Source organism: Paenibacillus sp. MT86 (assembly GCF_058792535.1).
The window spans coordinates 2,605,119-2,631,034 of sequence record NZ_CM179499.1 but is presented as its reverse complement, the minus strand read 5'-3'; the positions used below and the strand labels follow the sequence as shown (position 1 = coordinate 2,631,034).

General features: G+C 51.9%; 26 protein-coding genes. 5 read left to right on the top strand and 21 right to left on the bottom strand.

The window, feature by feature from the left end; genetic code table 11:
* Positions 1-10: 10 nt before the first annotated feature.
* The gene (locus tag AC3RCL_RS11620) at positions 11-328 is read left to right on the top strand and encodes an ArsR/SmtB family transcription factor (RefSeq protein ID WP_492535409.1); all 318 of its coding nucleotides are present in this window, start codon (positions 11-13) and stop codon (positions 326-328) included.
* 33 nt (positions 329-361) lie between these two features.
* Entirely contained in the window at positions 362-868 is a 507-nt protein-coding gene (locus AC3RCL_RS11615; protein WP_192571408.1) for an SRPBCC family protein, read from the top strand.
* 153 nt (positions 869-1,021) lie between these two features.
* On the opposite strand, the gene AC3RCL_RS11610 is transcribed toward AC3RCL_RS11615, so the two are convergent.
* From AC3RCL_RS11610 to hxlA, 3 genes are all read right to left on the bottom strand, one after another.
* A complete protein-coding gene (locus tag AC3RCL_RS11610) occupies positions 1,022-1,441 on the bottom strand; it encodes a winged helix-turn-helix transcriptional regulator (protein WP_015736080.1) in 420 nt (139 codons plus the stop codon).
* Positions 1,442-1,527: 86 nt separating this feature from the next.
* Positions 1,528-2,091, bottom strand: a complete 564-nt coding sequence (hxlB, locus tag AC3RCL_RS11605; protein WP_096774334.1) for a 6-phospho-3-hexuloisomerase — start codon at positions 2,089-2,091, stop codon at positions 1,528-1,530.
* 6 nt (positions 2,092-2,097) lie between these two features.
* Positions 2,098-2,730 (bottom strand): 3-hexulose-6-phosphate synthase, encoded by a 633-nt coding sequence (gene hxlA, locus AC3RCL_RS11600; protein WP_015736082.1) that lies wholly within the window; start codon positions 2,728-2,730, stop codon positions 2,098-2,100.
* A gap of 389 nt (positions 2,731-3,119) precedes the next feature.
* Here hxlA and AC3RCL_RS11595 point away from each other — a divergent pair, with 389 nt between their 5' ends.
* Positions 3,120-3,665 (top strand): phosphotransferase-like protein, encoded by a 546-nt coding sequence (locus AC3RCL_RS11595; protein WP_277749068.1) that lies wholly within the window; start codon positions 3,120-3,122, stop codon positions 3,663-3,665.
* A 220-nt stretch (positions 3,666-3,885) separates the two neighbouring features.
* Here AC3RCL_RS11595 and AC3RCL_RS11590 read toward each other — a convergent pair whose 3' ends face one another.
* The 11 genes from AC3RCL_RS11590 to AC3RCL_RS11540 all read right to left on the bottom strand — a co-directional run bounded on the left by AC3RCL_RS11590 (position 3,886) and on the right by AC3RCL_RS11540 (position 17,641).
* Positions 3,886-4,905 carry an ABC transporter substrate-binding protein gene (locus tag AC3RCL_RS11590; RefSeq protein WP_492535408.1) on the bottom strand — a complete coding sequence of 340 codons (1,020 nt, stop codon included), beginning with the start codon at positions 4,903-4,905 and terminating at the stop codon, positions 3,886-3,888.
* Positions 4,906-5,026: 121 nt separating this feature from the next.
* Positions 5,027-5,995 (bottom strand): ABC transporter permease, encoded by a 969-nt coding sequence (locus tag AC3RCL_RS11585; RefSeq protein ID WP_492535407.1) that lies wholly within the window; start codon positions 5,993-5,995, stop codon positions 5,027-5,029.
* A gap of 43 nt (positions 5,996-6,038) precedes the next feature.
* Positions 6,039-7,538 carry a sugar ABC transporter ATP-binding protein gene (locus AC3RCL_RS11580; RefSeq protein ID WP_492535406.1) on the bottom strand — a complete coding sequence of 500 codons (1,500 nt, stop codon included), beginning with the start codon at positions 7,536-7,538 and terminating at the stop codon, positions 6,039-6,041.
* A 131-nt stretch (positions 7,539-7,669) separates the two neighbouring features.
* Entirely contained in the window at positions 7,670-8,650 is a 981-nt protein-coding gene (locus AC3RCL_RS11575; RefSeq protein ID WP_492535405.1) for a substrate-binding domain-containing protein, read from the bottom strand.
* Entirely contained in the window at positions 8,647-10,443 is a 1,797-nt protein-coding gene (locus AC3RCL_RS11570; protein ID WP_492535404.1) for a cache domain-containing sensor histidine kinase, read from the bottom strand. The genes AC3RCL_RS11575 and AC3RCL_RS11570 overlap by 4 nt, the downstream gene beginning before the upstream one ends.
* Entirely contained in the window at positions 10,440-12,059 is a 1,620-nt protein-coding gene (locus AC3RCL_RS11565) for a response regulator (RefSeq protein WP_492535403.1), read from the bottom strand. The genes AC3RCL_RS11570 and AC3RCL_RS11565 overlap by 4 nt, the downstream gene beginning before the upstream one ends.
* A gap of 118 nt (positions 12,060-12,177) precedes the next feature.
* Complete coding sequence (locus AC3RCL_RS11560; RefSeq protein ID WP_009592221.1) at positions 12,178-12,720, bottom strand: NADPH-dependent FMN reductase; 543 nt, start codon at positions 12,718-12,720, stop codon at positions 12,178-12,180.
* A gap of 98 nt (positions 12,721-12,818) precedes the next feature.
* Positions 12,819-14,531 (bottom strand): VOC family protein, encoded by a 1,713-nt coding sequence (locus tag AC3RCL_RS11555; RefSeq protein WP_096774342.1) that lies wholly within the window; start codon positions 14,529-14,531, stop codon positions 12,819-12,821.
* Positions 14,528-15,088: an NADPH-dependent FMN reductase gene (locus tag AC3RCL_RS11550; RefSeq protein WP_015736092.1), complete on the bottom strand. Its 561-nt coding sequence runs from the start codon at positions 15,086-15,088 to the stop codon at positions 14,528-14,530. Before AC3RCL_RS11550 ends, AC3RCL_RS11555 begins: the two co-directional genes overlap by 4 nt.
* 194 nt (positions 15,089-15,282) lie before the next feature.
* On the bottom strand, positions 15,283-15,945 hold the full coding sequence (locus AC3RCL_RS11545) for a response regulator (protein WP_015736093.1): 663 nt from the start codon (positions 15,943-15,945) through the stop codon (positions 15,283-15,285).
* Positions 15,923-17,641: a GAF domain-containing sensor histidine kinase gene (locus AC3RCL_RS11540; protein ID WP_192571402.1), complete on the bottom strand. Its 1,719-nt coding sequence runs from the start codon at positions 17,639-17,641 to the stop codon at positions 15,923-15,925. The genes AC3RCL_RS11545 and AC3RCL_RS11540 overlap by 23 nt, the downstream gene beginning before the upstream one ends.
* Before the next feature lie 436 nt (positions 17,642-18,077).
* Here AC3RCL_RS11540 and AC3RCL_RS11535 point away from each other — a divergent pair, with 436 nt between their 5' ends.
* Entirely contained in the window at positions 18,078-18,359 is a 282-nt protein-coding gene (locus AC3RCL_RS11535) for a CD3324 family protein (protein WP_006211013.1), read from the top strand.
* A 215-nt stretch (positions 18,360-18,574) separates the two neighbouring features.
* On the opposite strand, the gene AC3RCL_RS11530 is transcribed toward AC3RCL_RS11535, so the two are convergent.
* From AC3RCL_RS11530 to AC3RCL_RS11520, 3 genes are all read right to left on the bottom strand, one after another.
* On the bottom strand, positions 18,575-19,111 hold the full coding sequence (locus AC3RCL_RS11530) for a hypothetical protein (RefSeq protein ID WP_492535402.1): 537 nt from the start codon (positions 19,109-19,111) through the stop codon (positions 18,575-18,577).
* 22 nt (positions 19,112-19,133) lie between these two features.
* Positions 19,134-20,627, bottom strand: a complete 1,494-nt coding sequence (locus AC3RCL_RS11525; RefSeq protein ID WP_492535401.1) for an amidase family protein — start codon at positions 20,625-20,627, stop codon at positions 19,134-19,136.
* 271 nt (positions 20,628-20,898) lie between these two features.
* Positions 20,899-21,987 carry an ABC transporter ATP-binding protein gene (locus tag AC3RCL_RS11520; protein ID WP_492535400.1) on the bottom strand — a complete coding sequence of 363 codons (1,089 nt, stop codon included), beginning with the start codon at positions 21,985-21,987 and terminating at the stop codon, positions 20,899-20,901.
* 114 nt (positions 21,988-22,101) lie between these two features.
* On the opposite strand from AC3RCL_RS11520, the gene AC3RCL_RS11515 reads away from it, so the two are divergent.
* The gene (locus AC3RCL_RS11515; RefSeq protein WP_487717185.1) at positions 22,102-23,295 is read left to right on the top strand and encodes a transposase; all 1,194 of its coding nucleotides are present in this window, start codon (positions 22,102-22,104) and stop codon (positions 23,293-23,295) included.
* A gap of 87 nt (positions 23,296-23,382) precedes the next feature.
* Here the strand turns inward: AC3RCL_RS11515 and AC3RCL_RS11510 are convergent, their stop codons facing one another.
* Genes AC3RCL_RS11510 through AC3RCL_RS11495 form a run of 4 tightly spaced genes read right to left on the bottom strand, consistent with a single transcriptional unit; the run spans position 23,383 to position 25,268 of the window.
* A complete protein-coding gene (locus AC3RCL_RS11510; protein ID WP_492535399.1) occupies positions 23,383-23,697 on the bottom strand; it encodes a hypothetical protein in 315 nt (104 codons plus the stop codon).
* On the bottom strand, positions 23,664-24,122 hold the full coding sequence (locus tag AC3RCL_RS11505) for a hypothetical protein (protein ID WP_492535398.1): 459 nt from the start codon (positions 24,120-24,122) through the stop codon (positions 23,664-23,666). Before AC3RCL_RS11505 ends, AC3RCL_RS11510 begins: the two co-directional genes overlap by 34 nt.
* Positions 24,123-24,150: 28 nt before the next feature.
* Complete coding sequence (locus tag AC3RCL_RS11500) at positions 24,151-24,741, bottom strand: hypothetical protein (protein WP_492535397.1); 591 nt, start codon at positions 24,739-24,741, stop codon at positions 24,151-24,153.
* Complete coding sequence (locus AC3RCL_RS11495) at positions 24,738-25,268, bottom strand: MauE/DoxX family redox-associated membrane protein (RefSeq protein ID WP_492536321.1); 531 nt, start codon at positions 25,266-25,268, stop codon at positions 24,738-24,740. Before AC3RCL_RS11495 ends, AC3RCL_RS11500 begins: the two co-directional genes overlap by 4 nt.
* Positions 25,269-25,916: the final 648 nt, after the last annotated feature.

The window sequence follows — 25,916 nt, the reverse complement described above, 5'->3', positions numbered from 1 at the left end:
GTAAGGTCCCATGAAACAGACAACGTTGAACGCGCTAGCCGAACCTAACCGATTACAGATGGTCGAACTGTTACGAGAAGGTCCTTTAACCGTCAATCAGATTGCTGAACGTCTTCAAATCCGGCAACCTCAGGCTTCCAAACATTTAAAAATATTACATGAAGCTGGACTGGTAGAAGTCCAAGCGGAAGCTAATCGACGAATTTATAAACTACGTCCTGAACCGCTTCAAGAAATGGACGAATGGTTGGACTCGTTCCGCAGTATTTGGGAAAAGCGCTTAGATCAACTTGAGGATTATTGGGAAAAAATACAAAAGAAAAGGTAGCTGCCGCTACCCTTCTTCTTAGGAGGAATTCAAATGACCGAGCAAAGCAAACAAGGCTTACTTCTGTCACGTGTTTTCAATGCCCCCCGGGAACTGGTTTTTAAAGTTTGGACCGACCCTGAACACTTCGGCAAATGGTGGGGTCCTCAAGGGTTTTCCTTAGACGTTATCAAAATGGATGTACGTCCCGGAGGCATGTTTCTAGGCTGTCAGAAGTCTCCGGACGGCAGTCAAGCCATGTGGGGTAAATTTGTATATCAGGAAGTTATCGAACCTGAGAAGCTGGTATTCGTTCAATCATTCTCTGATGAGAAAGGGAACACGATACGTGCACCTTTTAACGCAAACTGGCCGCTTGAAATTATGAATATCATCACATTTGAAGAAATCGACGGAAAAACAACGCTTACCATGCAGGGAGGCCCCGTAAACGCGACCGCGGAAGAACGGGCAGCGTTCGATGAAATGGCTCCAATGGTGAAACAAGGATTTGGCGGTACTTTTGATCAACTCGCTGAACACCTTGAAAGCCAGCTATAATTACATCGATTAAGGAAGCTCAACCGAGCGGAGGCGAACCTGTTGGTTCGCCTTTTTTTTATTCTTCAGAATGCAGCATCATCACGCTCGAAAACCCCCCTTAAAATTTAAGGAGGGTTTTTCATACTTGCATTCGCATGCAGGTTCGAGAAATTACAGCTTTTGGGCGACCGCTTGTTCCGCTGCCTGTACATCGTCTTTATTCTCAGGCAACTCGCCGTCTTTCCAGATGACTTGTTCGCCGTAATCTTTTCCCCAATCGTACATCAATTTCAAAATCGGCATCAAACTCTCCCCGTAAGGAGTAAGCGAATATTCCACCCGAGGGGGAACCTCAGGGTAAACCACGCGGTGGACCAGCTGGTCTTCCTCCAATTCACGAAGCTGATTGGTCAGCATTTTTTGCGTGATGTGGGGAATCATCCGGTTCAGTTCACCGAAGCGTTTCACGCCCTCCAAACCGAGATGCCAGAGGATGATCAGCTTCCATTTGCCGCCGATGACCGCCAGGGTTAACTCCTTATGGCAGTTTATTTCCTTCAGATTAATTCGCTGCTTGACCTCGTTTGCCATAATGCATCACCCCTTCTTCCCTATAGTATACAACGGTTGCGGGGATATCATCAAAGCGGCAAACTTATCATCATTACCGTTTCTTCTTATTCCAAATTGGCATGCAGGCTAAACATTTGGTCTGAGCGAAGCTTGCTTTTTTCCATCAATCTCAGGATAACCGCATCGAGCACGATCAGCATGCTTTGCTCAAATAATGAAGCCATCGGTTGAACGGTGACGAGGATATCCTGATTCTGCTCCTTCGTTGTTCCCGGAAGCTGGACCATCGCATCCGAAAGCTTGCCGATACTCGATTCCGGTCTCACGGTTACGACCGCAACCGCGGACCCGATCCCTTTGGCTTTCCGAGCCATGGATACCAATCCTTGCGTTTCGCCGGAGCCCGAACCGATAAGAAGCAGGTCATTCGCTCCGATGGCCGGTGTTACCGTATCGCCGACGATATGAACCTTAAATCCCATCTGCATTAACCGCATACCGAAAGCCCGGATCATCAGGCCGGATCTGCCTCCCCCTGCCAAGAAGACGGCATCGGATTGCACGATCCGTTCAATCAATTCCTCGATCTGGCCAGCATCCACCTGCTGAACGGATTCCGATAACTCCTTGGCAATGACGGATGCATGTTGAAAGATGTTATGACTCATGGCGACTTATGCCTGCTTCACAAGCTCGTTCATTTGAGCCGCTGTGGCCTTTTTGTCGGTTTGGCTTGTAATTCCGCCGCCGACGATGACGAGATCGGGATTTGCCTGAATCACCTCAGGGAGCGTCTCCATTTTGATTCCGCCCGCAACGGCAGTTTTGGCTTGTTTCACGACACGTTTGATCGCCGCCAATTCCTCGAATGAGTTTTTGCCTTCCGCCTGGTGGTCGTAGCCGGAATGAACGCAGATGTAATCCACGCCGAAAGCATCGATCTCCCGCGCCCTGCCTTCAATGTCCTTTACATTGATCATATCCACCATTACCTGCTTGCCTTGCTTGAGGGCTTCCGCTACCGCGCCTTTGATCGTGGAATCGTCGGATACGCCAAGCACCGTAATGATATCCGCACCGGCTTCGGATGCCTTCATCACTTCATAACCGCCGGCATCCATAATTTTAAGGTCGGCCAGCACGCGCAGATGCGGGAACGCCTCTTTAATCGCTTTGACGGCATGAAGCCCTTCGTTAATAACAACCGGCGTACCGATCTCCACGATATCGATAAACTCGGCTACCTCTGCCACGACTTCTTTTGCTTCCGGAATATTCACCAAATCCAACGCCAATTGAAGTTCCATATTGTCAATCTCTCCTTATGAGTGTATTGGTTAATAACTACACGATCATTGTAGAGTAGACAGTTTACTTTACGGAAGTACGTACTTATAAGTGAGATACTTACGTGGAAGTAAGTAATAGGGAGGGACAAGGGTTCTCAGGTTTTCGTTTATTTGCGGATCGTTCGTCTCGATGCTGGTAAAAAACAATTAAGCCTGTTTGTTCACTTTAGTCCAGTCTTCGGCTGTGGTTTAATATAGTTGTCAGGCCGGACAAAATGATCGGAAAGGAGGCTGAACGAATTGATTCAGAATATGGAGGTGGCATCCGCGTAAGCGGGTGTCGCGTTTAGGGGAGCCCCGTACAGGGCTCCCTTTCATTTGAAATCCACAGAACCGGAGGTAACATGATGTCCTATTCACGTCAACCTGCCGTTATCGTTGTCACCGGCGTCATGGCTTCAGGGAAGTCGACCGTAGCCCAGCTGCTGGCCGAGAAGTTTGATCGCGGAGTCCATTTGCGGGGAGACTCGTTTCGGAAAATGATGGTCAGGGGCAGGGAAGAAATGCTTCCGGATGCTTCCGACGAAGCTATGCGGCAGCTTGCCTTGCGCTACAAATTATCCGCCTCCGCTGCCAAAGCTTATGCCGAGGCCGGTTTTCATGTCGTTCTGCAGGACGTCATTCTCGGCCCGGCGCTGCAAGAAATGACCGTTATGTTAAGAGGCGTTCCCGTGTTCGTCGTTGTGCTGAATCCTTCCGAGGATACCATCCGTGCCCGGGAACAGAATCGAGGCAAAAAAGGCTACGGAGTCTGGGGCATTCATGAGCTGAACCGGCGGTTAACCGACGAAACGCCCAGAATCGGCCTCTGGCTGGATACTTCCGATTTAACACCCCAAGAGACCGCCCAAGAGATTTGGAAGCGGATTTGGGATGAGGGTAAGATCCATTAACCCATACCCTGCATCTTCACGACCGGACTTCCTGGTTAAAAACAATTAAGCTTGTTTATTCACTTCAGTCCTGCCGCCGGCCGTGGTTTAATATAGATGTCCGGCTGGACCAAATGATCGGAAAGGAGGCTGAACGAATTGATTCAGAATATGGAGGTGGCATCTGCGTAAGCGGATGCCGCGTTAAGGGGAGCCCCTACAGGGCTCCCCTTCATTTCATTTATTCATAGATTACGGCTTTGATTTCGTCGCTATCGATATTGTTTTTGTCGTACCAGTAGAACCCCGTATCGATCTGCGGTTCGACCTTCTCCCCTTTGATGGCCGCCACGGCGGCTTTTACCGTCTCATATCCGATGCCGACCGGATTTTGCGTGATGGCTCCCGCCATCGTTCCGTTCTTGATCGCGTCGATCTGAGCTTTTCCGGAATCGAATCCGACCACGATGATTTGGCCTTCCTTCTTCATCTCCGTCACCGCATTGATGACGCCGACGGCGGAGCCTTCATTCGCGCCGAATATCCCTTTTAAATCCGGATGCGCCTGCATCATCGCTTTGGCCAGGTCCGTCGACTTCAAGTGATCCCCGCCGCCATATTGAATGTCCACGATCTCGATATTCGGATACTTCTCTTCGATCTGCTTCTTGAAGCCGTCGCGGCGGCTGACCCCGGTTACGCTGGTCTGGTCATGGACCACCATGGCGATTTTGCCTTCATTCCCGATGAGCTCCGCCATTTTGTCCGCCGCGAGCGCCGATGCAGCCATATTGTCCGTTGAAGCCGTCGTCACCGGAATGTCGCTTTCCACGCCCGAATCGAAGGCGATGACCGGAATGTTGTTTTCCTGGGCTTTTTTCAGATAAGGTATGGAGGCCTGGCTATCCAATGCGGCAAAGCCGATCGCGTTTGGTTTCTTGTCGAGCGCGGCCTGCAGCATTTCGATCTGCTTATCCACCTGGGATTCCGTTTCCGGACCTTCAAAGGTAATCCGCACGCCAAGCTCTTCCCCTGCTTGCTCGGCACCGGCTTTCACCGCCTGCCAAAACTGGTGCTGAAAGCCCTTGGAAATGATCGGGATGTAGATCTCTCCTTCGGCTTGAGAACCGGCTCCTGATCCGGATCCGCCCTCGCCTGGACTGTCGGTACCTCCGGCAGCGTTATTGCCCGATGAACCGCAAGCCGCCAGCATGCTTGCAGTCAGCAAAAGAATCAGAGTTAATACGGAAAGCTTTTTCATAATGCAATCTCCCCTTGTTTAGACATATTGGTACAGCTATAGATCTTCCGTTATGGAAGCTTCTATCGAGATCAAGCCAACCTACGGCCAACCGAGCTCCGGAGCAAGCACTAGTAAGGGCTTACGCTTTGCGTCTGCGCAAAATATCCGCATACACCGCGAGTATAATAACGAACCCTACAACAACGGTTTGCCATTCCTGGGGCACGGACAGAATGCGCAATCCGTTCGTCAGCACGCTCATGATCAACGCCCCGATCACCGTTCCGATAATGGTACCCTTCCCTCCGCTGAGCGAAGTTCCCCCGATCACGACCGCCGCGATGGCTTCCAGTTCATACCCGGCACCCAGCGCCGGATTGGCCGAGTTCAGCCTCGATGCCATCATGACGCCCGCCAAACCGGTAAAAGCGCCGGTTACGGTGTAGATCACGATTTTCCAGAAGCCCACGTTGACGCCGGACAAGCGGGTCGCCTCCTCGTTGCTGCCCAGCGCAAAGTTATACCGGCCGAGGATGGTCTTCGACAAGATGAGATAGCCGAGGATCGCCGCAATGAAGAAAATGACGACCGCATTGGGAATATCGAGCCCCGGTACCAGCCAGCCCAGCACGCTGCCCTGGGACACCTCGGCAAAGCTTTCGGCATCGTTGAAATAGACCGGTTTGGCCCCGGAGATGATGAGCGCGAGACCTTTGGCGATCATCATCATCGCCAGCGTTGCGATAAAAGGCGGAATCTTCATTTTCGCCACCGCCGTCCCGGACAGAAGCCCGCACAGGGCGCCGGTCAAGATGCCGCCAAGAATGCCGACGGGGACCGGCAATCCCCAGAAGGTGATGCATACCCCGGTCATAACGCCGCTCAGCGTCATGACCGTCCCGACGGACAGGTCGATGCCGCCGGTAATAATGACAAAGGTGGATCCCAAAGCCAGCACGCCGATTACCGCCGTGGAAAGAAGAATGCCCACGATGTTGGAGAACTGAAAGAAATTGCTGGACGAGAACGTAAAGAATAGGACGAGAACGACCAAGCTGGCAAGAGCCAGCACTTGCTGGAGCGCGCCCGATTTGATTTGAATGTTCATCTGCTTGTTCCTCCTGACGTGAATAGATGACGGCGACGGCGTCTTACATCCTCGCTGTAGCCAGATGCATTATGCTTTCTTGGGTCGCCTCTTCATGATCCAGCTCGCCCGTAATCCGGCCTTCGCACATGACGAGAATCCGGTGGCTCATCCGAAGAATTTCCGGCAGCTCCGACGAGATCATGATGATCGACTTGCCCTGTGCTGCAAGATCGTTCAGCAATCGGTAGATTTCGCTCTTGGCCCCAACGTCGATTCCTCGCGTCGGCTCGTCGAAGATCAGGATGTCGCAATCCCTCGTCAGCCATTTGCCAATGACGACCTTCTGCTGATTGCCCCCGGAGAGGAACTTGACCTCCTGATCGACATGCGGCGTTTTGACCTTCAATCGCGACACCATATCCTCCGCCTGCTCGCGAATCCTGGCCGTATTCATCCAGCCTCCGGGACGGAGGAAGCTGCCGTATGAGGCGATAGCCACATTGCTCTTCACGTCGAGATCGACGACGCATCCATAGCGCTTGCGATCCTCGGATAGATAGCCGATCCCTTGCCGCACCGCATCGTGCGGGCCCTTGATCGTTACCTTGCGGCCGTGCACGCGGATCTCGCCGGATTGGATGCGGTCGGCGCCGAAGATGGCCCGGGCAAGCTCGGTCCGTCCCGCGCCGACGAGGCCGGCAATGCCAAGAATTTCTCCCTTTTTCAGAGTCAGGTTAATATTCTTCAAGTTTCTGCCTTGATTCAGTCCTATAACCTCCAATACCGTCTCGCGCTCACCAGCCGTCCTCTCCGGCTTCGAGGTCTCGTAAATCTGCCGACCGACCATCTTCGAGATAATGTCCTGGGTCGTGACTTCAGCCGTGGATACCGTATCGATGTACTGCCCGTCGCGCATCACTGTAATGCGATCCGTGATTTGTTTGATCTCATCCATTCGGTGGGAAATGTAAACGATTCCAACTCCGCTCTCGCGAAGCTGCCGTATGATGCGGAACAAATCCTCAATCTCCGTTTCGCTCAAAGCCGCTGTCGGCTCATCCATCACCAGCACATCGGCGTTGTAGGATAATGCCTTGGCGATCTCCACCATCTGCTGCTTGGCAACCGTTAATTCCGAAACCTTGATGGAGGGGTCCATGTCGAGGCCCATCCGTTCGAACAGTTCCTTCACCTGCCGGTGCAGCGCCCGGTCGTCCAGAAACAATCGGAGCTTTCGCCGCGGCTCCCGCCCGATGAAGATATTCTGGGCGACCGTCAGGTCAGGGGCCAGATTCAGTTCCTGATGAATCATGCTGATTCCCGCGTCCTGAGCCGCTTTCGGGTTCGATAACTCAACGGGCTGCCCTTTGAATTCGATCGTTCCAGCATCCTTCTGATAAACGCCGGTCAGGATTTTCATCAGGGTTGACTTCCCTGCACCGTTTTCACCCATAAGGGCATGGACTTCACCGGCCCGCAGGTCGAACCGGCAGTTATTTAATGCAAGTACGCCCGGAAATTCCTTCATGATTCCTTCCATCTGTATCAGCCATTCGCTCAACGTCACTCACCTCTCTAGCTGGCACCTTTTATGAATCATTGTACAAACCGCTACCCCGCGAAGGAATGGAATATTCTCTGATCGATGTTGAATAATCTATGATCCGCCGCAGAAACCCAAAAGAGAAGAAGCTACTCCTCCACAAAGGGAAAGAGCAGCTTCTGGTTCTCCTCGGTATACATATTGTCCTTATTGATGATAACGGAATCGGTGTATATATGCCGGGGCATCCTGTCGCCCTCGATAACGGATACGGCTGTTTTGATGCCCAAATAACCGATGTTGAAGGGCTTCTGAACGATCGTGGATTGCAAGACTCCCTCTTCGAGCAGCTTGACTTCCTTCACCGAGCTGTCGAATCCGACCAACTTGACTTTGCCCACCAGCCCCAGTTCCCGAATCGCTCTGCCGGCCCCCACCGTAGAAGGCTCATTCAGTCCGACGATTCCATTCAGGTCAGGCCTTTCAAGCAGGAGCTTTTTCGTGATTTCGTACGCCCTCTCCTCCTTGCCTTCGCTGTAGTAGGTGCCTACGATTTCCGTGCCGCCGAGCTGCTCCAGAATGCTTCGAACCCCTTGCTCCCTCTCGATCTGCGTCGAGGTGCCCTGCACGAAACTGATGATAGCAACCTTGGCATGTTCCGGCAGGCGCGACGAAAGCTCCTTGCCGGCCTTCTGTCCCGCATTCACATTGTCGGTCGCGATCAAGCTCTGCGCGTAATCGCCATTCACGGCGGAATCAATCATAATGAGCGGGATGCCGGCCTTACGAATCGACTCTGCTACGGGAACCAGGCGATGATAATCACCGGCGGCCAAAACGATCGCATCCGGCTTCTGCTTGACGGCTTCCTCCAACAATTGAATCTGCAAGTCAACCTCGATTTCCTGAGACGGTCCTACCACCGAGACGTCAACGCCGAATTCCCGGGAAGCCGTGTTCACCCCTTCAATCAGTACCCGCCAGAATTCATTCTCGTCCAGCGCCTTTACGCCGACGATGATCTTCTTGGTTCCGGGTTCTTCCTTGGACCACTGATAAACGGCATAACCCAGAAGAAGCAACGGAATCAGCAGCAGTACCATATAACGCATTCGCAGGTACGACTTCAAGGCACATCCCCCTCCACACGCTGCCACTCATCTGCATGAACGGCCGGAATGACCAGCGTTACGCTTGTACCCGATCCGGGCACGCTTGCATAGCTAAGACCATATTCCGTTCCAAAATATAACTGTATCCGCTGATGAACATTCGCAATGCCAACGCTGTTTCTCGATCGTGTGCCTTCTTTGGACGTGAGCAGCGTCTCCACCTTGGACTGATCCATCCCGATGCCGTCGTCCTTAACTTGAAATTCGATGCGGGTATCTCGACGCACCCCCGTAATCGTGATCGTCCCCGGCCCTTCCTTGTTTTTGATGCCATGATAAATGGCATTCTCCACCAGCGGCTGCAGCAGCACCTTCAGCGTCAGATACGGGTAAAGCCCGCGATCGATATCCAGGGCAAACGTGATTTTGTCCTGATAACGCATCTGTTGTATTTTCAAATAATTCGTTATATGCTCCACCTCGGTCGCAATCGGTATCATTTCCTTCCCCTTGCTGAGCGAAGCCCGAAACAGCCTGGCTAAAGCCGATGTCATCAAAATCACCTCGTCATGCTTCTTGCTCTCGGCCATCCATATGATGGAATCCAGCGTATTGTAGAGAAAATGGGGGTTGATTTGGGCTTGCAGGGCATTCAGCTCGCTTTTTCTCTTAATCTCCTGCTCTACCACGATTTGATACATCAATTCCTTAATCTTCAGCACCATCACGTTGAAGCTGCGGGCAAGTCCGGATATTTCCCTGGAATGCCCCACCGGGACCCGGATGTCGAAATTCCCCTTCTCCACCTCCATCATCTTCTCTTGCAGCTTCTTGATGGGACGCGTCAGATTGCGCGAGAGGACGACGGAGAACAGCACGCCGACGACGAGGCATAACAATCCCGCTATAGCAAAAGACAGCTGCATCTGCTTCTTATTGTCCACCAGCTCATTCTCATAAAAAACGCCTATGATTTTCCAGCCGAAATCCGTGTTCTTAATGCTGTAAATCCGGCTCGCGCCGTCCTCCTTCACGACAAAACTTCCATGTTTGTCCTGCAGCACCTGGTCCAATCTCTCCGTTTTCAGATTGCTGTAAAGCAGCTGCTGCTGGGGGTGATAAACAATCCGGCCTTCGCGGTCGATAACGAACACATACCCCCGGTTCCCCAGATCGAGCTTGCTGAGCATATCGTTAATCACTTTGAAGTTAAGATCGATTAGCAGGATGCCAAGCCCTTGGGTCGAATCCATGCCGCTGAGCTCACGGCTAAGCGATACAACCCAGCGGTACTCTCCCTTAATGACGGGCTGTACATGCGAGGAAGAGATCACCGTCTGTCCTTGGTTTTCCTTCGCCTGCCGATACCAGGGCTGATCGGATATTTCAATATAAGGATTTAACTCCGCGTTGGACCGATCGGATATGAAGGTTCCGCCCGCTCCGAAGATGTTGATCGAAGCAATGTCTTTGCGCGAAATGCGAATCGAGTGAAAATAATCCGATATCTTCGCCTTTAATACCGCCAGCTGCGCAGGCTCCAGCTCGTCGGCCGAGGCCAGGTATTCTCTTACGTTCGGATTGTTCATCGCGGCCAGCGAAATGTCCTTCATGCCTGTAATGTAGGTTTGGATATTCGCATTGACTTGATTGATCAGCTCGGAGGTATAACTTTCCGCCGTTTCGCGAACAGCCGATTCGGACAGCCGATAGGAGATGAAGATAAGCAGCAGCGCCGTGAACAGCACGAGCATCACGAAGGAACTGGCAATGCGGGACTGAATGCTTTTGATTCGCTGCGGAGTCTTCATGGCTGTACCCCGCCAGACGCCATTTTGTTCCGGTACTCCGTCGGGGTATCTCCGGTATGTTTCTTAAACAGCACGCTAAAATATTGTGGATCCTGATAGCCGGTTTTCGCCGCAATTTCATAGGTTTTTAACAAGGAATGCTTCAGAAGTTCCTTCGCTTTCTCCATGCGGACTTCCGTAACGTATTCGACGAAGGTCTTCCCGGTATGCGACTTGAACAAGGCGCTGAAATAACTCGTGCTCATGAAGATCCGGCTGCACACGGTCTTAATCGATAACTCCGCATCCTCATAATGCCGCTGGATGAAATCGACCGCCTCCAGCATCTGGGAGCGTGTAATATCCTTTCTGGTCTTGGCTACGTCCCTTAACGCCTGCTCGCATACCTCGTTTAACCATCGCTCGATCTCATCCAAGGACCGAAAAGAATACAGATCGGACAGCAGCCTCTTTTCCTTGCCGATCAGCTCGTTCCCATTGCTGCCGATTTCCATCAAGGTTTGAAGCACGGAAAGCATGACCCGAAGGACCCGTACGTAACAGATCTCGATTGAAATTGAAGCGCTTCCAAGTTCGCTGATCAGCCGCCGGATGCACGCCTTCACCTCTGAGCCTGTGCCCGCCCGGATTGCCGAAACCAGCGCCGTCTCCGTTTCGATCCCATCCAGGAGAGGACCGCTCCCCCGTTTTTCTAGATCGGTGATATGGACCACCTGATCGCGGCCGATCAGAAGCCGGTACTCCAGGGCGGCCTCCGAGGCCTTGCAGGAATATCGTATGTCCTGCAGCTGGCGGCAGATCGTTCCGATGCCAACCGTGACCGTGAATTTCATGAACTGCTTGGTGGAGCCGCGAATATCCTCCGCCAGTTCCTGGGCCCGGGCGTGCAGATCTTTCTCGTCGGAGCCCGACAGAATGGTCATGACCTTATTCTCTTTGTACCGAAACACGGCCGCACCAGGCTCACCCGCCAGGATCTCCTGCATGATGTTGTATAAGGCAAAAGCATGCAGTTCATTATCGGCGTGCTGTTCATCTGAGCGCAGCTCATCCATATCCGCTGCCATGGCGATATACAGCGGCCCGCGCAGCGGAATATCGAAATAAGCCAGCCGACTCTCCATTTCGGACCGCTTCATCGGCGATGACGCCAATCGTTCCAGAAAACGTTCCCTAAGCAGGACCAAGCTCTCGTTCAACTGCTTCTTGAGTCTCTTCAAGTGCTCGGTGTGACCGCGCTCCTCATCCATTTCCAGCTTGAGCTTGTCGAGCATGTCCCTTAATTCCGCCGCCGTAACCGGTTTCAAAATAAAATCCGTCACCTGCAGCTTCACCGCCTGCTGGGCGTATTCGAAATCGTCGAACCCGGTCAGGATGATGATCTTCGTCTTAGGAAAACGTTCCGTAATATGACGGGACAATTCCAAGCCATCCATGTACGGCATGTTGATGTCCGTTAACACGACATCGGGCTGATGGCGGGTTACGGCCTCCAACGCATCTCTGCCGTTCTCGCAATCCCCGATGCATTCATAGCCATGCTCCGACCACTGAATCCGGTTTCGGATCCCTTCCCTTACGATCGGTTCGTCGTCCACAATAAGAATCGTATACAATCAAAGCCTCCCCCGTTCAAAAGCAAATCCATTCGCTTTGGTTTATCGTGTTACGAGGTGAATAATACAGGAAAAGCCCTTCGGCAGGCAACTGCCAAAGGGCTCCAGACTTCATGTTTTATTTCCGGGCATTCATCCACGTCATGAAATTATTCACCACGATATCGATGAAACCGATCGTCGGTTCATGGATCAGCTTGCCGGACTCATCCATCTTCTCGTGCACGGCGCCGATATAAACTTCATTGTTAGGAAGCAGCGGCGAGGTGATGCCAACGGAGAACAGAATGTCCCGAAGATGCTCTTGGGCGCGAACCGTTCCGAGCTGCCCCATCGACGCCCCCATGATCCATGAAGGCTTCCCGTTCATGACCTTATCGACGCGCGATAACCAATCCAGCGCATTCTTGAGCACGCCCGGTATGGAATAATTATATTCCGGGGTGATCCACAATACGGCATCGGAAGCGGCAATCCGCTCCTTGAATTCCTTGACGGCCGCAGGAGGGTCCAACTCCGTGTCTTGATCGTAGAACGGAAGATCGCGAAGATCCACGATATCAAAGGCGATCTGATCCGAATAGCGCTGCTTCAAATATTCCGCCAGTTTCCGATTGTACGACTCTTTTCTAATGCTTCCCACAACGATTGCAACGTTCATGATATCCTCCAGTTCTATGCCTTTCCAGCACACATGATTCAGTTATTGGGTAACTTATTTTAGCGTATCACCATATTTTACCATTGTCAAAACAACCCCTACTTCATTAGGGAAAGCAGCTTGCACACATCGCGTTCCAGATCTCCCCTTCTTTCAACAGGCACATGCCGCAGCAGCGCCATGGCGGCGTAAGGAACCTTGATGGCATGCGGATCTTCATACAGCCGGCTCCAATAGGCCGATTCCGTGATGGAAGCCTTGGCAGGCGCATCGATCCCCTGAGCCATAAGCGCTTGAGGTCTGAGACGGTTAAGTTTCGTTTGGAGCCGGTGATTGCCTTGGCCCAGCTTGGCCAGCTGGGCATAACCGAGCCGTTCCAGCTCAATCAGCGCGTGGGCGTGGGTAATCCCATGCTCAAGCTCACCGGCAAAAAAATAATATTGGCCATCCACATGCTGATCCGGCAGCACGTGATCCAGCTCGGAAAGTGCGCGGCATGCCAAATCGGACGCATCCCGGTAAGGCGGTATTTCCGAGAGTGAGATTTCCGATAGATCCAGCTGCGTATAATCGTCAATGCCGTAATACCTTGCAAGCTTATGTTCACTCGCTGCATCGTCCATGAGCTTAAGCAAACCTCTCACGATGGACGGAGTCAGTAAGTCCGGACGGTCCCGCAGCGCTTTCAGTCCGAGCACGCCCAGGGTCACGCCGTGGCCCGAGGTGCTCAGGCTTGTCAGGTTGGGCAGAAGCCCTTCCAGCAATTGATCCATCAATTCAGGCTGTGCGGGCTCGGATGGATACGGTTCAAACCAATCTTCATGCTGAGCGCGCAGATGACGGCAATTGGCAGCCAATCCATGAAGCACATCTTGAGGCAGATCTTGCTCCTTCTGCATGTAATACGCTGCCAAATACGCTCCGCCGACATGCCCTTCAAACCAACCGACTTCGCCGCCGCGGCTCAAAGCCGTGAGACCGTCTATCAAATATTGGTCGTCAATGACCGGGTTCACCTCCTCCCCTTCGGCGGCACTCGGCAGATTCAGCTTGGCTGCAATGTCCTTGGGAAAGCTGGTTATCTTCAACCTGATGCTGTAGCCGTACATTCTAAAACGCAGTCCCTCATCGTTATCTGATAGGATCATCCGCCGATCCAGGGCCGAGCGGACCCGGTCTATAAATCGCTCGTCGGTGACGCCATACGTTAATTCCAGCGTCGGTGCCAGCGCGTACATGGAGATCGGGATCCATTTGCGCCTCGTGGATACCACAACGGCATGGGCCGTTCCGCCGATGACAAAAGCAAATTGTTCCGATTCCTTGGCGATGGTGAATCCGAGCGTCCGCTGCATCCACAGTCGGGCAGCTACCGGATCCTCGACAGGCAGTCCCACTTCTCGCAAATAGAGGACGCCATATTTACCGCTCGGGGTCAGGACCCCTTCCTTTATATCCGGATGGGCGATAAACTCCAGCAAATTTCCATCCCCATCCCTGAAGTATACGTTCACGCCCGAATCGGAGGATTCGACCACCTTGCCGTCCGGCCATTTCAACAACGGCACCTGCTCCGCGAGGCTCCGGACGGTGGAATCAAATTGGGAGAAAGCCACTTCAAACGCGATATGGGCAGGGGCTATGGGTTCAAACACCTCTTCAAATACAAGCGTGAAATCGGGTGTAGGCTGAAATGCAATTTCGGCCTCGCTTTCTCTGACGACCGGGAATTGAAGCAATCCGTGATAGAATTGCTTCACTCCCTCGATGGAGACGGTCTTTAATGTTAATCCGGCGAAATGGGTGATCATGAGATTTCAGCCTCCACTTTATTGCTGATCTTCTTAACCAGCTCCATAAAGATGGAAAGCGCCTCTTTCGCCCGATAATCCAGCACGATCGTGCCCTCAGCCGCTTCCGATTCGTAAATGGCCCGTTGAGATCCGCCGATGGAAATCCATTCCGGACTATTAATACCATGCAAATTGCGTATGGTGGCCTGCATTTGCTGCAGTGAACTTACGCCGACCGCCCCGCCAGCCGAGCTTACCGATAAGACGGGTTTGCCCGAGAAATGCATCTGCCCCAAATGATCCAGAGCATTCTTCAACACGCCGCTCATCCCGCCGTGATACTCCGGGGTAGTCAAAATGACGCCGTCCGCCTCCATTAATAAACGCTGCAGCTCACGCACGCCCTCATGCCGATTGAATATTTCGTCCGGGGAATAGAACGGGAGCGGCGTTTCATACAAATTAAACAGCTTCACTTCGACGAACAACCGGTTCATTTGCGCTTCCAAGGCTTTGGCCAAAATGGTGCTTGTCGCTTCTTTGCGATTGCTGCCTGCAATAATTACGATCTTCATGGTAATGCCTCCCTTATTCGTATTCGAATGTTTTGTTAAATACATTGTAGTGGAGGCATGCCATGAAATCGTCAACATATCGAGTGATTTTACGAGCAAAAGCTCTCATGCCTTCGGCTGAGAGCTTCTACGACTATAGTCTGAGAAATGATCATTATGTACGGTTATATAGCATAAGCAGCAAATCCCTAATCCTATACGATTCCATGCTTAAGCGCATAGATGGCAGCCTGTGTCCGGTCGGCAACCCCCAGCTTATCCAGCAGGTGGCTGACATGGGTTTTCACCGTCTTCTCGGTAATATAAAGCGCTTCGCTGATTTCCCTGTTATTCATCCCGGAGGCAATCAGCTGCAATACTTCCTGCTCTCGGCGGGTAAGCTTATCGAGCTGCGCAGCTTCCTGATGGCTGGATCCATTGGCCTCATCCTCTCCCGCCGGGGAAGTAACATGCGTCATGAGCAGGCCTGCTGCATCCGGATGCAATTCGACCTGTCCTTGGAACACGCGTCGAATCCCGGCTACCAATTCCTCCGGCTCGATATCCTTCAGGAGATAGCCGCGAGCACCCGCTCGAATCGCAGGCAGAACATGATCGTAATCAACAAACGAGGTCAGTACGATCACTTTGATATGAGGCAGTTCTTTTTTCAAACGTGCCGTGGTATCGATGCCATTCAATACAGGCATATTCAAATCCATCAACACGACATCAGGCAGCAAAAGTTTGGCCTGTTCCAGCGTCTCTTCGCCATTCGCGGCTTCTCCCACCATTTCGATATCCGGCTGCGTCGCCAGAAAAACCTGGAGGCCCCGCCGTACCATGGCGTGATCGTCAGCTATTAACAATCGGATCATCGGTTATCCCCCCTTTCTCTGTTGTGACCGCCTTCAAGGGTATCGTAACCTCAATGATGGTTCCCTCCCGGTGCACGCTGTATAAACGGAACTGGCCTCCGAGCGATTCGGCCCGCTCCCGCATGCTGGACAGGCCGATGGAATGCCGCGTCAGCTCGTTCCATCGCTGCTTGGTTATCCCGCGCCCTTGATCCTCGATCCGAAGCTCCGCTTCATCGTTTTGCAAGGACAACGCTACCGTTACTTCCTTCGTATCCGCATGCTTGCTCACATTGTTCAGCGCCTCTTGCCCGATCCTCCACAACGCCTCTTCCGCGATCCGCGGCAGCTCCTGCATCCCGGTGATATGTGTACGCACATGAAGCTTCAATCGTTCGCCGTATTGCTTTAGACCTGTCATCAGCCCCTCCTCAAGTCCGGGCGGGCGAAGCTGCATAATCAGCTCCCGCATTTCCTTTAGTGCGCTTTGCGATAATGACTGGATATCGCGGATCGTGTCCTGGAGCAAGCTTTTCTGCCCATCCGGTTCAGCGGCAATCATCCCCCCTACACCTTTGGACATCATCACCAGCGAGAACAGGGTTTGGCTTACCGAGTCGTGCAGGTCCCGGGCCAGGCGATTTCGTTCATCCATCCTTGCGAGCTCCCTCCGGTTCTCCTCCAAACGGATGCGCTGAAGCGTCATGCCGATATGCTCCGCTATGGCCTCGATAACCTCCATGTCCGCCCGATGCTGGTCTCCATACTGATCATAGCCCACCAAAAGCATCCCGGTTAAGGAGTCCGAAGCAACCGCAAGCGGTACCGCAACGGCTCGACGAATGGGAGCTATCCATCCTTTCTCCACCAGTTGATCCGCAAGTTGCTGCGCATCCGGATCGCCGACCGGCTCTGCTGAGCGCTTCACTGCATCAGGACCGTTCCGAGCCATGTCGGCTAGCGGAAATTTGGCATGGGGCAGCGTGGTCTGTCCGCCGCTGTATAGCGCACGCAGCGTGATTTCCTGGCCCACCGGTTCCAGCAGCGCCGCAACCGGCCAATCAAAATAACGGCCGAGCAAACTCATCACCTGCTCCGTTAATTCGGCCCGGCTCACCGCTTGGGATGCATAAGCGCCTAGCGCGCTGCTATATTCTCCTAGCCGGGCGAACAAATCAGCCCGACGCTGCTCAGCCGCGTACAGACGCATGCGCTCGATGGCGGTGCCGATTTGGTAGGCTACCGATTCCAGCAGCGCCAGCTCCTCCTTGGAAAAATGAAGCTTCCCGGGTGCGGCCACATTCAGCACGCCGAACCTGCGGCTGCCGGAACGCAGCGGAACGGTAGCATGATGGGTAATTCCCTCCGTGTCGCCCCACTGATAACGAACGGCGTTATCCAGACGTTTGCAATTCAAAATGTTCACGGCATTTTTCAGTCGGCCGTCATCATAGCGCTCCAGGCACCAGCAGCTGCCGCACCTCATCGGTTCGTCATCTTCCCGTCTCAGAGCGGGCGGCAGATTCCGGCCCGCTACGAATTCATGCGTTCTCTTCTCTTCCACCAGGAACAGCCAGCCGGTCGTAAGTCCGGTCAGCTCCAGCAGTTTGCCGATAACAACGTCCAGCATGGGGGCTAACTCATTGGATTCGTTCAGCGTTTCGGCAATCGTCTTCAACGTGATTAACTCCTGGATATGCGGGTCGTGAGTGGACATACAAGCAAGCTCCTTCTTTATTTTGCATTCTGAAGTAACTATATTATATAATCCTGTCACGCACCATCCAAATTCCGAATGGAATTCCTGGCCGGTGCAGATCATTCATCCCATGAATTGTGGTAAAAAACAATTAATATTGTTTTATCTCTTGCAAATTTCCACCTACATATGGCTTAATATAGAAGTCGGGCCGACGAAATGAGCTGAAAGGAGGCTGATTGCAATGATTCAGATCCGTGAGGTGGTATTCGCGTAAAGCGAATATCCGTTAAATGGGAGCCCGCCGCGGGCTCCCTATATCTATTTTCAACTCCAATAAAACCAAAATCTAAAAAAACCAATTTCACGAAAGGAGGAGGGCAAGCATGATCAATGCAATTGTTTTGAAACTCAGCGATAGCTTAAATATGTACACAGAAAGAGGAGGGCATCGATGGGCCATTACAAGAACGGAAGAGAAGTGCTTCCCCCCGAGCTGCTGCAGCAAATTCAACAGTATATAGACGGAGAATTACTCTACATACCGAAACAGAGCGAGCAAAGAGCCGGCTGGGGAGAGTTAAGCGGTTCCAAACAACGCATCGAAAGTCGCAATAAAGAAATGTATCGCGCTTACTGCAAAGGACGGTCCATTGAGGAATTGGAACGGACCTACTTCCTGTCTGGAGAAAGCGTGCGCAAGATCATAAGTAAACTTACCCGCGTAGGGACCTGAACCGATGAGGTTTAACGGTCTCCGCACGGATTAACATAGGACTGTTCCCACGGGGTACAGTCCTTTTCATGTTGCATGGATCGAGCACGGTGAACCCGTGATGTATCGTTTTTAGGGCTGTTCGGCATTTTTACCGCATTGCCACCCTGTCCGATTGGTCTGCACCATAGAAAAGGCCCGGCTGCAAACGAGCTGCAGCCGGGCTTGATTGTACCCTAAAGTTCTTCCCGCTTCTCCCCGGCTACATCCCATCGATGGCGGAATTTCTCCAGCCTCGGATGCAGAACCGGCGGCTCGGACAACAAGATCAGCCTCAGCTTCACGATCCATTCCTCGAAGGAAGAAAACGAAGCAAACACGTTAGCTACCTCCGGAGTCATGAGAAGAAAATGGGGACTTCCGTACTTCTCGACCAGATGTCGAAGCGCCGTATCGATCGGCGTGTATTTTTTTCGCTTCGACTCGAACGATTCAATCACGACCGAAGGTCTTCCAAGCTCCTCAATCCATTCCTGAAGCTGTTTCTCCCGCTTGTAATAAGGGCTCCCCGGCTCCTTGAACATCCGCTTCACCGTCTCTTCGTGCAGCGGATACAACACCAACTTTGCGAAGGATCGTTCCTCCAAGATGGCAGCCGCCTGCTCGAGGGCCACCTGATCCTGCTCAAAAAGATCGTAGAATATCAAGGTGCCTTTCGTGGTCGGCTTCGGGGGCTCGTAGCCGTATGGGACATATTCCAAATTGCGCGGCATGATGGAACATCACCTCTCTTTACTATGATGACTGGGATGAAAGCTTCGGCGGTACACGATGCTTGGTGGCCTGCTCGAAGCCGTAGGCTAACCGAATCAGCACCGGCTCGCTATAAGCCGTCCCGATGAATGTAATGCCCTGAGGACCTTTGGTGTTGTATCCTCCCGGAGCTATGATCCCATTCTCGGCATAACCGCCGGGAACGGTAACCGAAGGATACCCTGCGCGGGCAGCCAGATCGGGTCCATATTCATTACCCAGAAACAGCAGCGCGTCCAGCTGATGCTCCCTAAGTACATGGTCAATCCCCATGGTGCCCGCCCTTTCCTTGTTCCTCCGCCTGCTCTCCAAATACTCTTTTTCGGTCAACGCACCGCTCGTTTCCTCGGCCCAAATCAGCGTATCCTGTCCATATTTCAGGGCTGTGTCGGCGTGTGCCTCATTATAAGCGATAACCTCAGCTAATGAATGAACCGGCAGCGACGGAGCTACATTCGCCAAATAATCATTGACGTATTTCTTGAATTCATAGCGAAGTACGTTGGCATCCCAGCGGGTGCCCTGGCATGGCAGTTCCACCGGATCGATGATGGTCGCGCCTTGTTCGCGAAGAACATCAATGGCAGACTCTACGATATCTAGTCTATCCCGATCCAGATGCTTATAGTAATATCGGGGAATCCCGATTCGTGCCCGCTTCAGATAACTGGCGTCCAGAAACTTCGTGTAATCCTCTACCCTTGCTTGAGCAGCTGTCTTGGTCACCTCGTCCAGGTCATCCGCACTTGCGATCGCGCTAAGCAGAATCGCGGCATCTTCCACCGTTCGGGTCATTGGACCTGCCGTATCCTGCGTATGCGTGATGGGAATGATGCCCGTCCGGCTTACCAGACCGATCGTCGGCTTCAAGCCAACCAGACTGTTCTGGCTGGAAGGGCTGATAATCGATCCCGAAGTTTCCGTGCCGATGGCTGCCGCAGCCAAATTCGCAGCCACTGCAGCTCCGGAACCGGAGCTCGAACCTCCGACGAACATTTCGCCGGGACCGTAGGGATTTAAAGTAAGCCCGCGTCTTGACGAGTATCCTGCCCACATGGTCGAGGACATGAAATTCGCCCACTCGGTCATGTTGCTCTTGCCCAGAATAACGGCCCCCGCCTCTCGGAGTTTTGCGGCAACAAAGGAATCTTTGGCGGCGTACGAATCGGCCAGCGTGATGGAGCCGGCGCTCGTATGCAGCCGATCCCCGGTGTCGATGTTGTCTTTGAGCAGTATCGGAATCCCGTGCAGCCGTCCCCGTGCTCCCAAGTTTCTGCGCTCCTGATCCAGCTCTTGGGCAATCTGCAGCGCATCCGGGTTCACCTCTAGAATCGAGCGAAGCCATCCATCGTATAACCCGATCCGTTCCAGATACAATTGAACCAGTTCGACCGAAGACATCCAGCCTTCTTCCATGGCATGCTGCATATCCGCTATGGTTGCTTCCACAATCCATGTTCTTTTATCCAAGCTCATATATGGTCCCCCTTATTTTTCTGATCTTGCGGCAGGTGTGGGGTTTAACGTTTCATATTTTAGCCTCCAGACGTTTCAAGTCCCTATTCAATTCGGGACTCAGACACGAAACTCCTTCTGGCACGCAATCGGTCGGCATCTTAGCGGCTCTCTCGTCTCCCATGGCGGCTTGCTCCTCCTAACGTAAACTAAACGCAGGAAGCGGACCAAGAATGACTTCTTGATCCGCTCCGCTTAACTTTCGCATGCGCTTCAAAACCGGTGCCCCATGCTAGCGATACCACTGGGCCTGCTTATTGAACATCTCGGCATAATGGGCTCCCTGTCCGATTAATTCCTCATGTTTTCCCTCTTCAACGATTCTCCCTTCCTTGAGGACGAGAATGCGGTCCGCATGTCTGCAGCTTCCCAATCGGTGCGATATGAAGATGGCGGTTTTGCCTTCGGTCATGGACATCAGGCTCTCGAATATCGCGGATTCCGTAAGCGGGTCTACGGCCGCCGTCGGCTCGTCCAGATAGATCACTTCGAATTCCCGATAGAACGCCCGGGCGATCGCGACCTTCTGCCATTGGCCCTGAGACAGTTCGCGCCCGCCGGAGAAGCGCGTACCCAGCTGGGTTGCTACTCCGTCCGGCAGCGAATCTACTAGCGGGGTCATCGCGGCCTTCTCCATGGCATGATTCAATCGGCGATGGGCTTGCCGGTCGTCCGGATCATGCTCACGCAGCGCAATGTTAGCCTCAAGGGTCCATTCATATCGATAAAAATCCTGGAACACCGCCGTTACTTTGCTGCGGAAGCTGACGGTATCATAATCCTGGATCGGGATGCCGCCATAGCGCACAACGCCATGCGTCGGTTCATACAAGCCTAGCATAATTTTTACGAGCGTGCTCTTCCCCGCACCGTTCTCCCCGACAATGGCAACCTTTTCTCCGGGCTTGATGCGAATCGTCAAATCGTCAAGCACAGGCTTATCTTGATTCGGATAGCAAAAGGTAACGCAATCGACTTCGATTCCTTCCCGCAAAGGCGTGGTCATCGGCAGAGCTTTTTCCGGCTGCGGAACCGGCGTATCCAGAAATTCGAACAATTCGTGGATAAACAGACCGTCATGATAGATTTGCCCGATGTTCTGACTGATGTTCTGGATGGAATATCGCGTGTCCTGGACCGCTTGATAGAGGGCGACATAGCTGCCGATGGTCAGTTTGAGGCGTGAGCCGAGCCATACGAACACGGCTAAAATGCTAAAAGAACAAATCGTCACCGCCCCTTCCACGATCAGGCGATTCTTCATGTTTTTCCGCTCGACGCCCAGCATTTCATACGTATTTTTGAAATGAGCATTTTGCATTAATCTGAGCCCTTGATACACAAGGATTTTCAAACATAAAAAAGGGACTTCACCCCAATTTGGAGAAGTTTTCAAGTGACCAAACCCAAAAACTCCGAGAGGAAGTGAAGTCACTTGTATATTCTCCAAGAAAGTCTATTTTCCTTTGAGGATCTGTTAAAAATGCAATCAAAAGATCGATTGCCCATTTTTTTTAGCGTCTTGGATCTTCGCCCTTATGCCAAGCAATTGAGAAGTCGTTCACCCCGTGGCGCTGACGGGCACTGTAGAGAAGGAATTCTTCGTGCACTTTTGGCTGCGCCGCTTGAGCATATTCAAACGTTTACTGGCTTGCATCATCGATTGGAAACAGATCTTCGATTTCGCTATCAGTGTGGACTTTCATTAGATCGCAAAGCACCGTCTATTTCTACGCTAAGCCGGGTCTTCGCCGAACTGACAAAGAAAAAATTGGCACAGCAGCTATTCGAGAATCTGGTCAACCTCTGTCAGCAAGAGGGCATCATCGACGGCAGCCACATTGCGATCGACAGCGCCGCCATCCATGCTTATGAGAAGAAGCAACCCAAGCGCAAAAGTGAGCAGACCGGCGATGCCAACTGGGGCGCAAAGTTCGATTCATTCGGCCACAAAGTCACTTGGTTCGGATACAAACTCCACCTAGCTGTTGACACGAAAAGCGAACTTCCGCTAGCACTAGAAGTCACGCCCGCACATGTCAATGACGGAGAAATGGCACCTGGTCTGATTGCGAAGGTAGCTGCCAAAACGAGCGCGAAATTCTTTATGCTCGATGCGGGCTACGATCAAATGAAAGTTTACGAAGCCGCTCGAAACGTGAAAGCGCAAGCCATCATCCCTCTGAACCCCCGAGGAGAGAAAGAACCTCCTGCCGGGATGACAGCAACCGGAACGCCATGTTGCTCGATGGGGTTCGCCATGACTTACTGGGGTGCTGACGGCGATTACTTGAAGTTCCGTTGTCCTCATGCCACGGGCAAAGTCGACTGCCCATTAGGCATGGCGGCTTGCTCGACTTCCAACTATGGTATGGTCGTCAAGGTGGATGCGAAGGACGATCTTCGGCGATACTGCAGCCCTCATCGAGATACAAAACGCTGGAAGGAGCTTTACAACAAGCGTACAAGTGTGGAACGATGCAACTCCAGAATGAAAACCTATCTTTCGGCTGATGGCATGCATGTCTGGGGCATCCAGAAAGTAACGACTCACCAGTATTTGAATGCCATCGTGCTGCTTGTATCCGCTCTTTCCATTGTTTCTAGAAAACAACAAACGGCAGCTTAAAAATTGAAACTGATGAAATTCTGCTGGTCTGCCCATTTTTAGAATCGAGTCACTTAGTAGTCTGGGGCTATTGATTTCTGCTGTCTGTTACACAAAAACGGAATTATGCAAAATGCTCAAATAGATGCCCCGCCATTTGTTCAATAAATAATCTTTGGCATGAAACAGCCGGATTTCCTTGGCCGCTTCCTTCGTCTGCAGCAGTTGGTTCATGTAGGCCGCCATACGGGACGAAGCCGTCTGCTGATGAATGACCACGAAGCGGGAAGCCCCCTCTTTCTTCTGGATGATCAACAGCGGAACGATCAGAAGCAGCATAACGATAGGCAATATGTAATGAAAGCTGAACAAGAGCACGAGCAAACCCGTCAACGTGATGAGGTTCTGAATAATCGAGAACATGTAAAACACCATGTTAAAATTCCGCATATATTCAGGTTGCGAAGAGCACGCTGCAGCTTGTCGTAGCTTTCCGGAGATTCAAAGAATACGAACGGAAGCTTGCTTAGCTTCTCCGACACTTGGAGATTAAACCAGTAGGATACATAAGCATTCATCTTTCGCTCGGTATACTTTTGAAGAGATGCCAGCACGAGGCCAATCAGAATGACCGCCATCTGGAGTAACAGCCAATACAATGCTTGGTATGGAGCTTGATCCCGAATCAACACGCCGGTAACGGCGTCTATGACTTGAGCCGTAATATAAATCTGGGCAACGGGCAAAAAGGCCTGCATTAAATAAATCATGGTCGATCTGGTGAACATCCGCGGAGAGACGCGGTACACCTGCTTCATAACCTCGAACATCAGGTTCGCATATTTCATGTTGTATAACCTTGAGCCTCCTTCGTCGCTAAGCCGATTTGTTTAGGGCTGAAGGTTTAGCATGAGGCAGCTGGTTGATCATTTGTTCTAAATGATGCAAATAATTCGTGACGCTTTTGTTGATGACGAGCTGCTCCTCGGACAGGTAGAACGCCAACGGAAACCGGTTCACTTTAAACGAATCGATCATAGCCCGGTCTGCCCACACGACCTGCATATCGGTTAACTCATTGGCAACCGCCATTTCTGCGGCCTCATCCGCATCATGGGCATATAGGAATAGCGTGACCGAAAGATCCGGATGCGAAGCCATAAACGCTTTGATGGCCCCGTACGTTTCTTTGCAGGCATTGCAATGGTTCATCGTGAACAATAGAATTTTGGGCTTGCCGTCGTACAAATTCACGGTATCACCGGCCATGCTCGTATAGGCTGCCCGAGGAATCTGCGTGCCAAGCTCGAGCCCTTCCTTCGGAACCGCAGGCATCTCGTGCCCGGTCACGACTGTCTGCGGCTTCAACTTCAACTCCCGAACCTGACGGTACAGTTTGAACACGAAGAAAGTCAAGCTGAATATCAAGCCATACTGAATCACGAGCACGGTCGTAATCAAATTCATGGATTCGTTCCCTCCTTTGCCTGTAATGAATCAAGAGTATACGCATTCACCGCCACCAACGAAATAACGGCAATGCCGCCGGCCGACAGCATAGTAAGAACCGCTTCTTGGGCCGGCATGAGAAAGAGATTCACGGGTTCGGACAAAAGCCAAATTAGCGCATTCAATATACCTAAGCATGCAATCCTAACGACCGTATTCAAGCCGAGGGCCTCACTAGACCATGAGCCAAAGCAGCTGCATTGGATCTCCTGATTCTGCACCACCCTGGCTTGATAAACGGCGTAGCCGAACCCTGCCAGCAAAGTAAAAATCGCGATCTGCGCAGCGGCTCTGCTCCAGGAAAACAATAAACCCGCCCCGGCTGCAATCTCAGCGGCGCAGATGAGAACAGGTACAATCCGTAAGCGGCCTGCAGGCATCTGCAACCGTTCGATCGTCGTCCTGAAATCCGCTAACGATAACAGTTTCGACACTCCCGAAAACACAAACACCAAGGTCAGAAACAAAAGGCAAAGCGCGCTCATGGACACGGTTCATTCTCCTTCCCGACAACCAGTGGGACCAAGCCCCCATTCGATGACTTTGATATCTTGCTTGGACTGCACCTTGCCGTTTTTCTTCGCTGTTCACCCGTTCACGATCATACTGCAATGGACCCAAAACCATATTCGACCCCTCACTCTTCAACCGTAATAGGAAGCCGCATGCCCTGCGTGAAATATAAACAGCGGAACAAGAAGTTCCGCTGTGTATAAGTGATAGGTTCATGCGTTTACAAAAAATTAACAGCCGCAAGTATATCTCTCTTCGGAACCGTTGCCGCAGTCCCATACTTCAAGACGAACGCCGAATTTGTCGCGTCCGCATTGCTCCGTAGTGTTACAGGAAGTATGACGAAGAATGCACATTAATGCTCACCTCCTTTCAAGTCATGAAGTTCATTCATTTATATGAAAGGTGTTGCTATGCAAAAAGCTTTGGAGTATGTTGAACGCTGGCTATAGGGTTCTTCCAATTTTTTTATGCCGAGTCGTTTGTATGCGGGTTCAATTTCTGAGGGGTGTAAGTGGTTTATGCTAACTAGCTGGCTTGCAGGATAATTTTAATATACTATATTTATCATTTCTTACAAGGATAATATCTTATAGTGAAATAATAGAATATTACCCTTA

Excerpts from the sequence above, each read along its gene's own strand:
- AC3RCL_RS11615 (WP_192571408.1), top strand. The coding sequence starts at position 362 with ATGACCGAGCAAAGCAAACAAGGCTTACTTCTGTCACGTGTTTTCAAT.
- AC3RCL_RS11500 (WP_492535397.1), bottom strand. The coding sequence starts at position 24,741 with ATGAATTTGATTACGACCGTGCTCGTGATTCAGTATGGCTTGATATTC.
- AC3RCL_RS11570 (WP_492535404.1), bottom strand. The coding sequence starts at position 10,443 with ATGAAGACTCCGCAGCGAATCAAAAGCATTCAGTCCCGCATTGCCAGT.
- AC3RCL_RS11545 (WP_015736093.1), bottom strand. The coding sequence starts at position 15,945 with ATGATCCGATTGTTAATAGCTGACGATCACGCCATGGTACGGCGGGGC.
- AC3RCL_RS11560 (WP_009592221.1), bottom strand. The coding sequence starts at position 12,720 with ATGAACGTTGCAATCGTTGTGGGAAGCATTAGAAAAGAGTCGTACAAT.
- AC3RCL_RS11610 (WP_015736080.1), bottom strand. The coding sequence starts at position 1,441 with ATGGCAAACGAGGTCAAGCAGCGAATTAATCTGAAGGAAATAAACTGC.
- AC3RCL_RS11520 (WP_492535400.1), bottom strand. The coding sequence starts at position 21,987 with ATGCAAAATGCTCATTTCAAAAATACGTATGAAATGCTGGGCGTCGAG.
- AC3RCL_RS11535 (WP_006211013.1), top strand. The coding sequence starts at position 18,078 with ATGGGCCATTACAAGAACGGAAGAGAAGTGCTTCCCCCCGAGCTGCTG.
- hxlA (WP_015736082.1), bottom strand. The coding sequence starts at position 2,730 with ATGGAACTTCAATTGGCGTTGGATTTGGTGAATATTCCGGAAGCAAAA.
- AC3RCL_RS11495 (WP_492536321.1), bottom strand. The coding sequence starts at position 25,268 with ATGAGCGCGCTTTGCCTTTTGTTTCTGACCTTGGTGTTTGTGTTTTCG.
- AC3RCL_RS11585 (WP_492535407.1), bottom strand. The coding sequence starts at position 5,995 with ATGAACATTCAAATCAAATCGGGCGCGCTCCAGCAAGTGCTGGCTCTT.
- AC3RCL_RS11620 (WP_492535409.1), top strand. The coding sequence starts at position 11 with ATGAAACAGACAACGTTGAACGCGCTAGCCGAACCTAACCGATTACAG.
- AC3RCL_RS11525 (WP_492535401.1), bottom strand. The coding sequence starts at position 20,627 with ATGAGCTTGGATAAAAGAACATGGATTGTGGAAGCAACCATAGCGGAT.
- AC3RCL_RS11510 (WP_492535399.1), bottom strand. The coding sequence starts at position 23,697 with ATGTTCTCGATTATTCAGAACCTCATCACGTTGACGGGTTTGCTCGTG.
- hxlB (WP_096774334.1), bottom strand. The coding sequence starts at position 2,091 with ATGAGTCATAACATCTTTCAACATGCATCCGTCATTGCCAAGGAGTTA.
- AC3RCL_RS11590 (WP_492535408.1), bottom strand. The coding sequence starts at position 4,905 with ATGAAAAAGCTTTCCGTATTAACTCTGATTCTTTTGCTGACTGCAAGC.
- AC3RCL_RS11550 (WP_015736092.1), bottom strand. The coding sequence starts at position 15,088 with ATGAAGATCGTAATTATTGCAGGCAGCAATCGCAAAGAAGCGACAAGC.
- AC3RCL_RS11555 (WP_096774342.1), bottom strand. The coding sequence starts at position 14,531 with ATGATCACCCATTTCGCCGGATTAACATTAAAGACCGTCTCCATCGAG.
- AC3RCL_RS11540 (WP_192571402.1), bottom strand. The coding sequence starts at position 17,641 with ATGTCCACTCACGACCCGCATATCCAGGAGTTAATCACGTTGAAGACG.
- AC3RCL_RS11505 (WP_492535398.1), bottom strand. The coding sequence starts at position 24,122 with ATGAAATATGCGAACCTGATGTTCGAGGTTATGAAGCAGGTGTACCGC.
- AC3RCL_RS11595 (WP_277749068.1), top strand. The coding sequence starts at position 3,120 with ATGTCCTATTCACGTCAACCTGCCGTTATCGTTGTCACCGGCGTCATG.
- AC3RCL_RS11530 (WP_492535402.1), bottom strand. The coding sequence starts at position 19,111 with ATGCCGCGCAATTTGGAATATGTCCCATACGGCTACGAGCCCCCGAAG.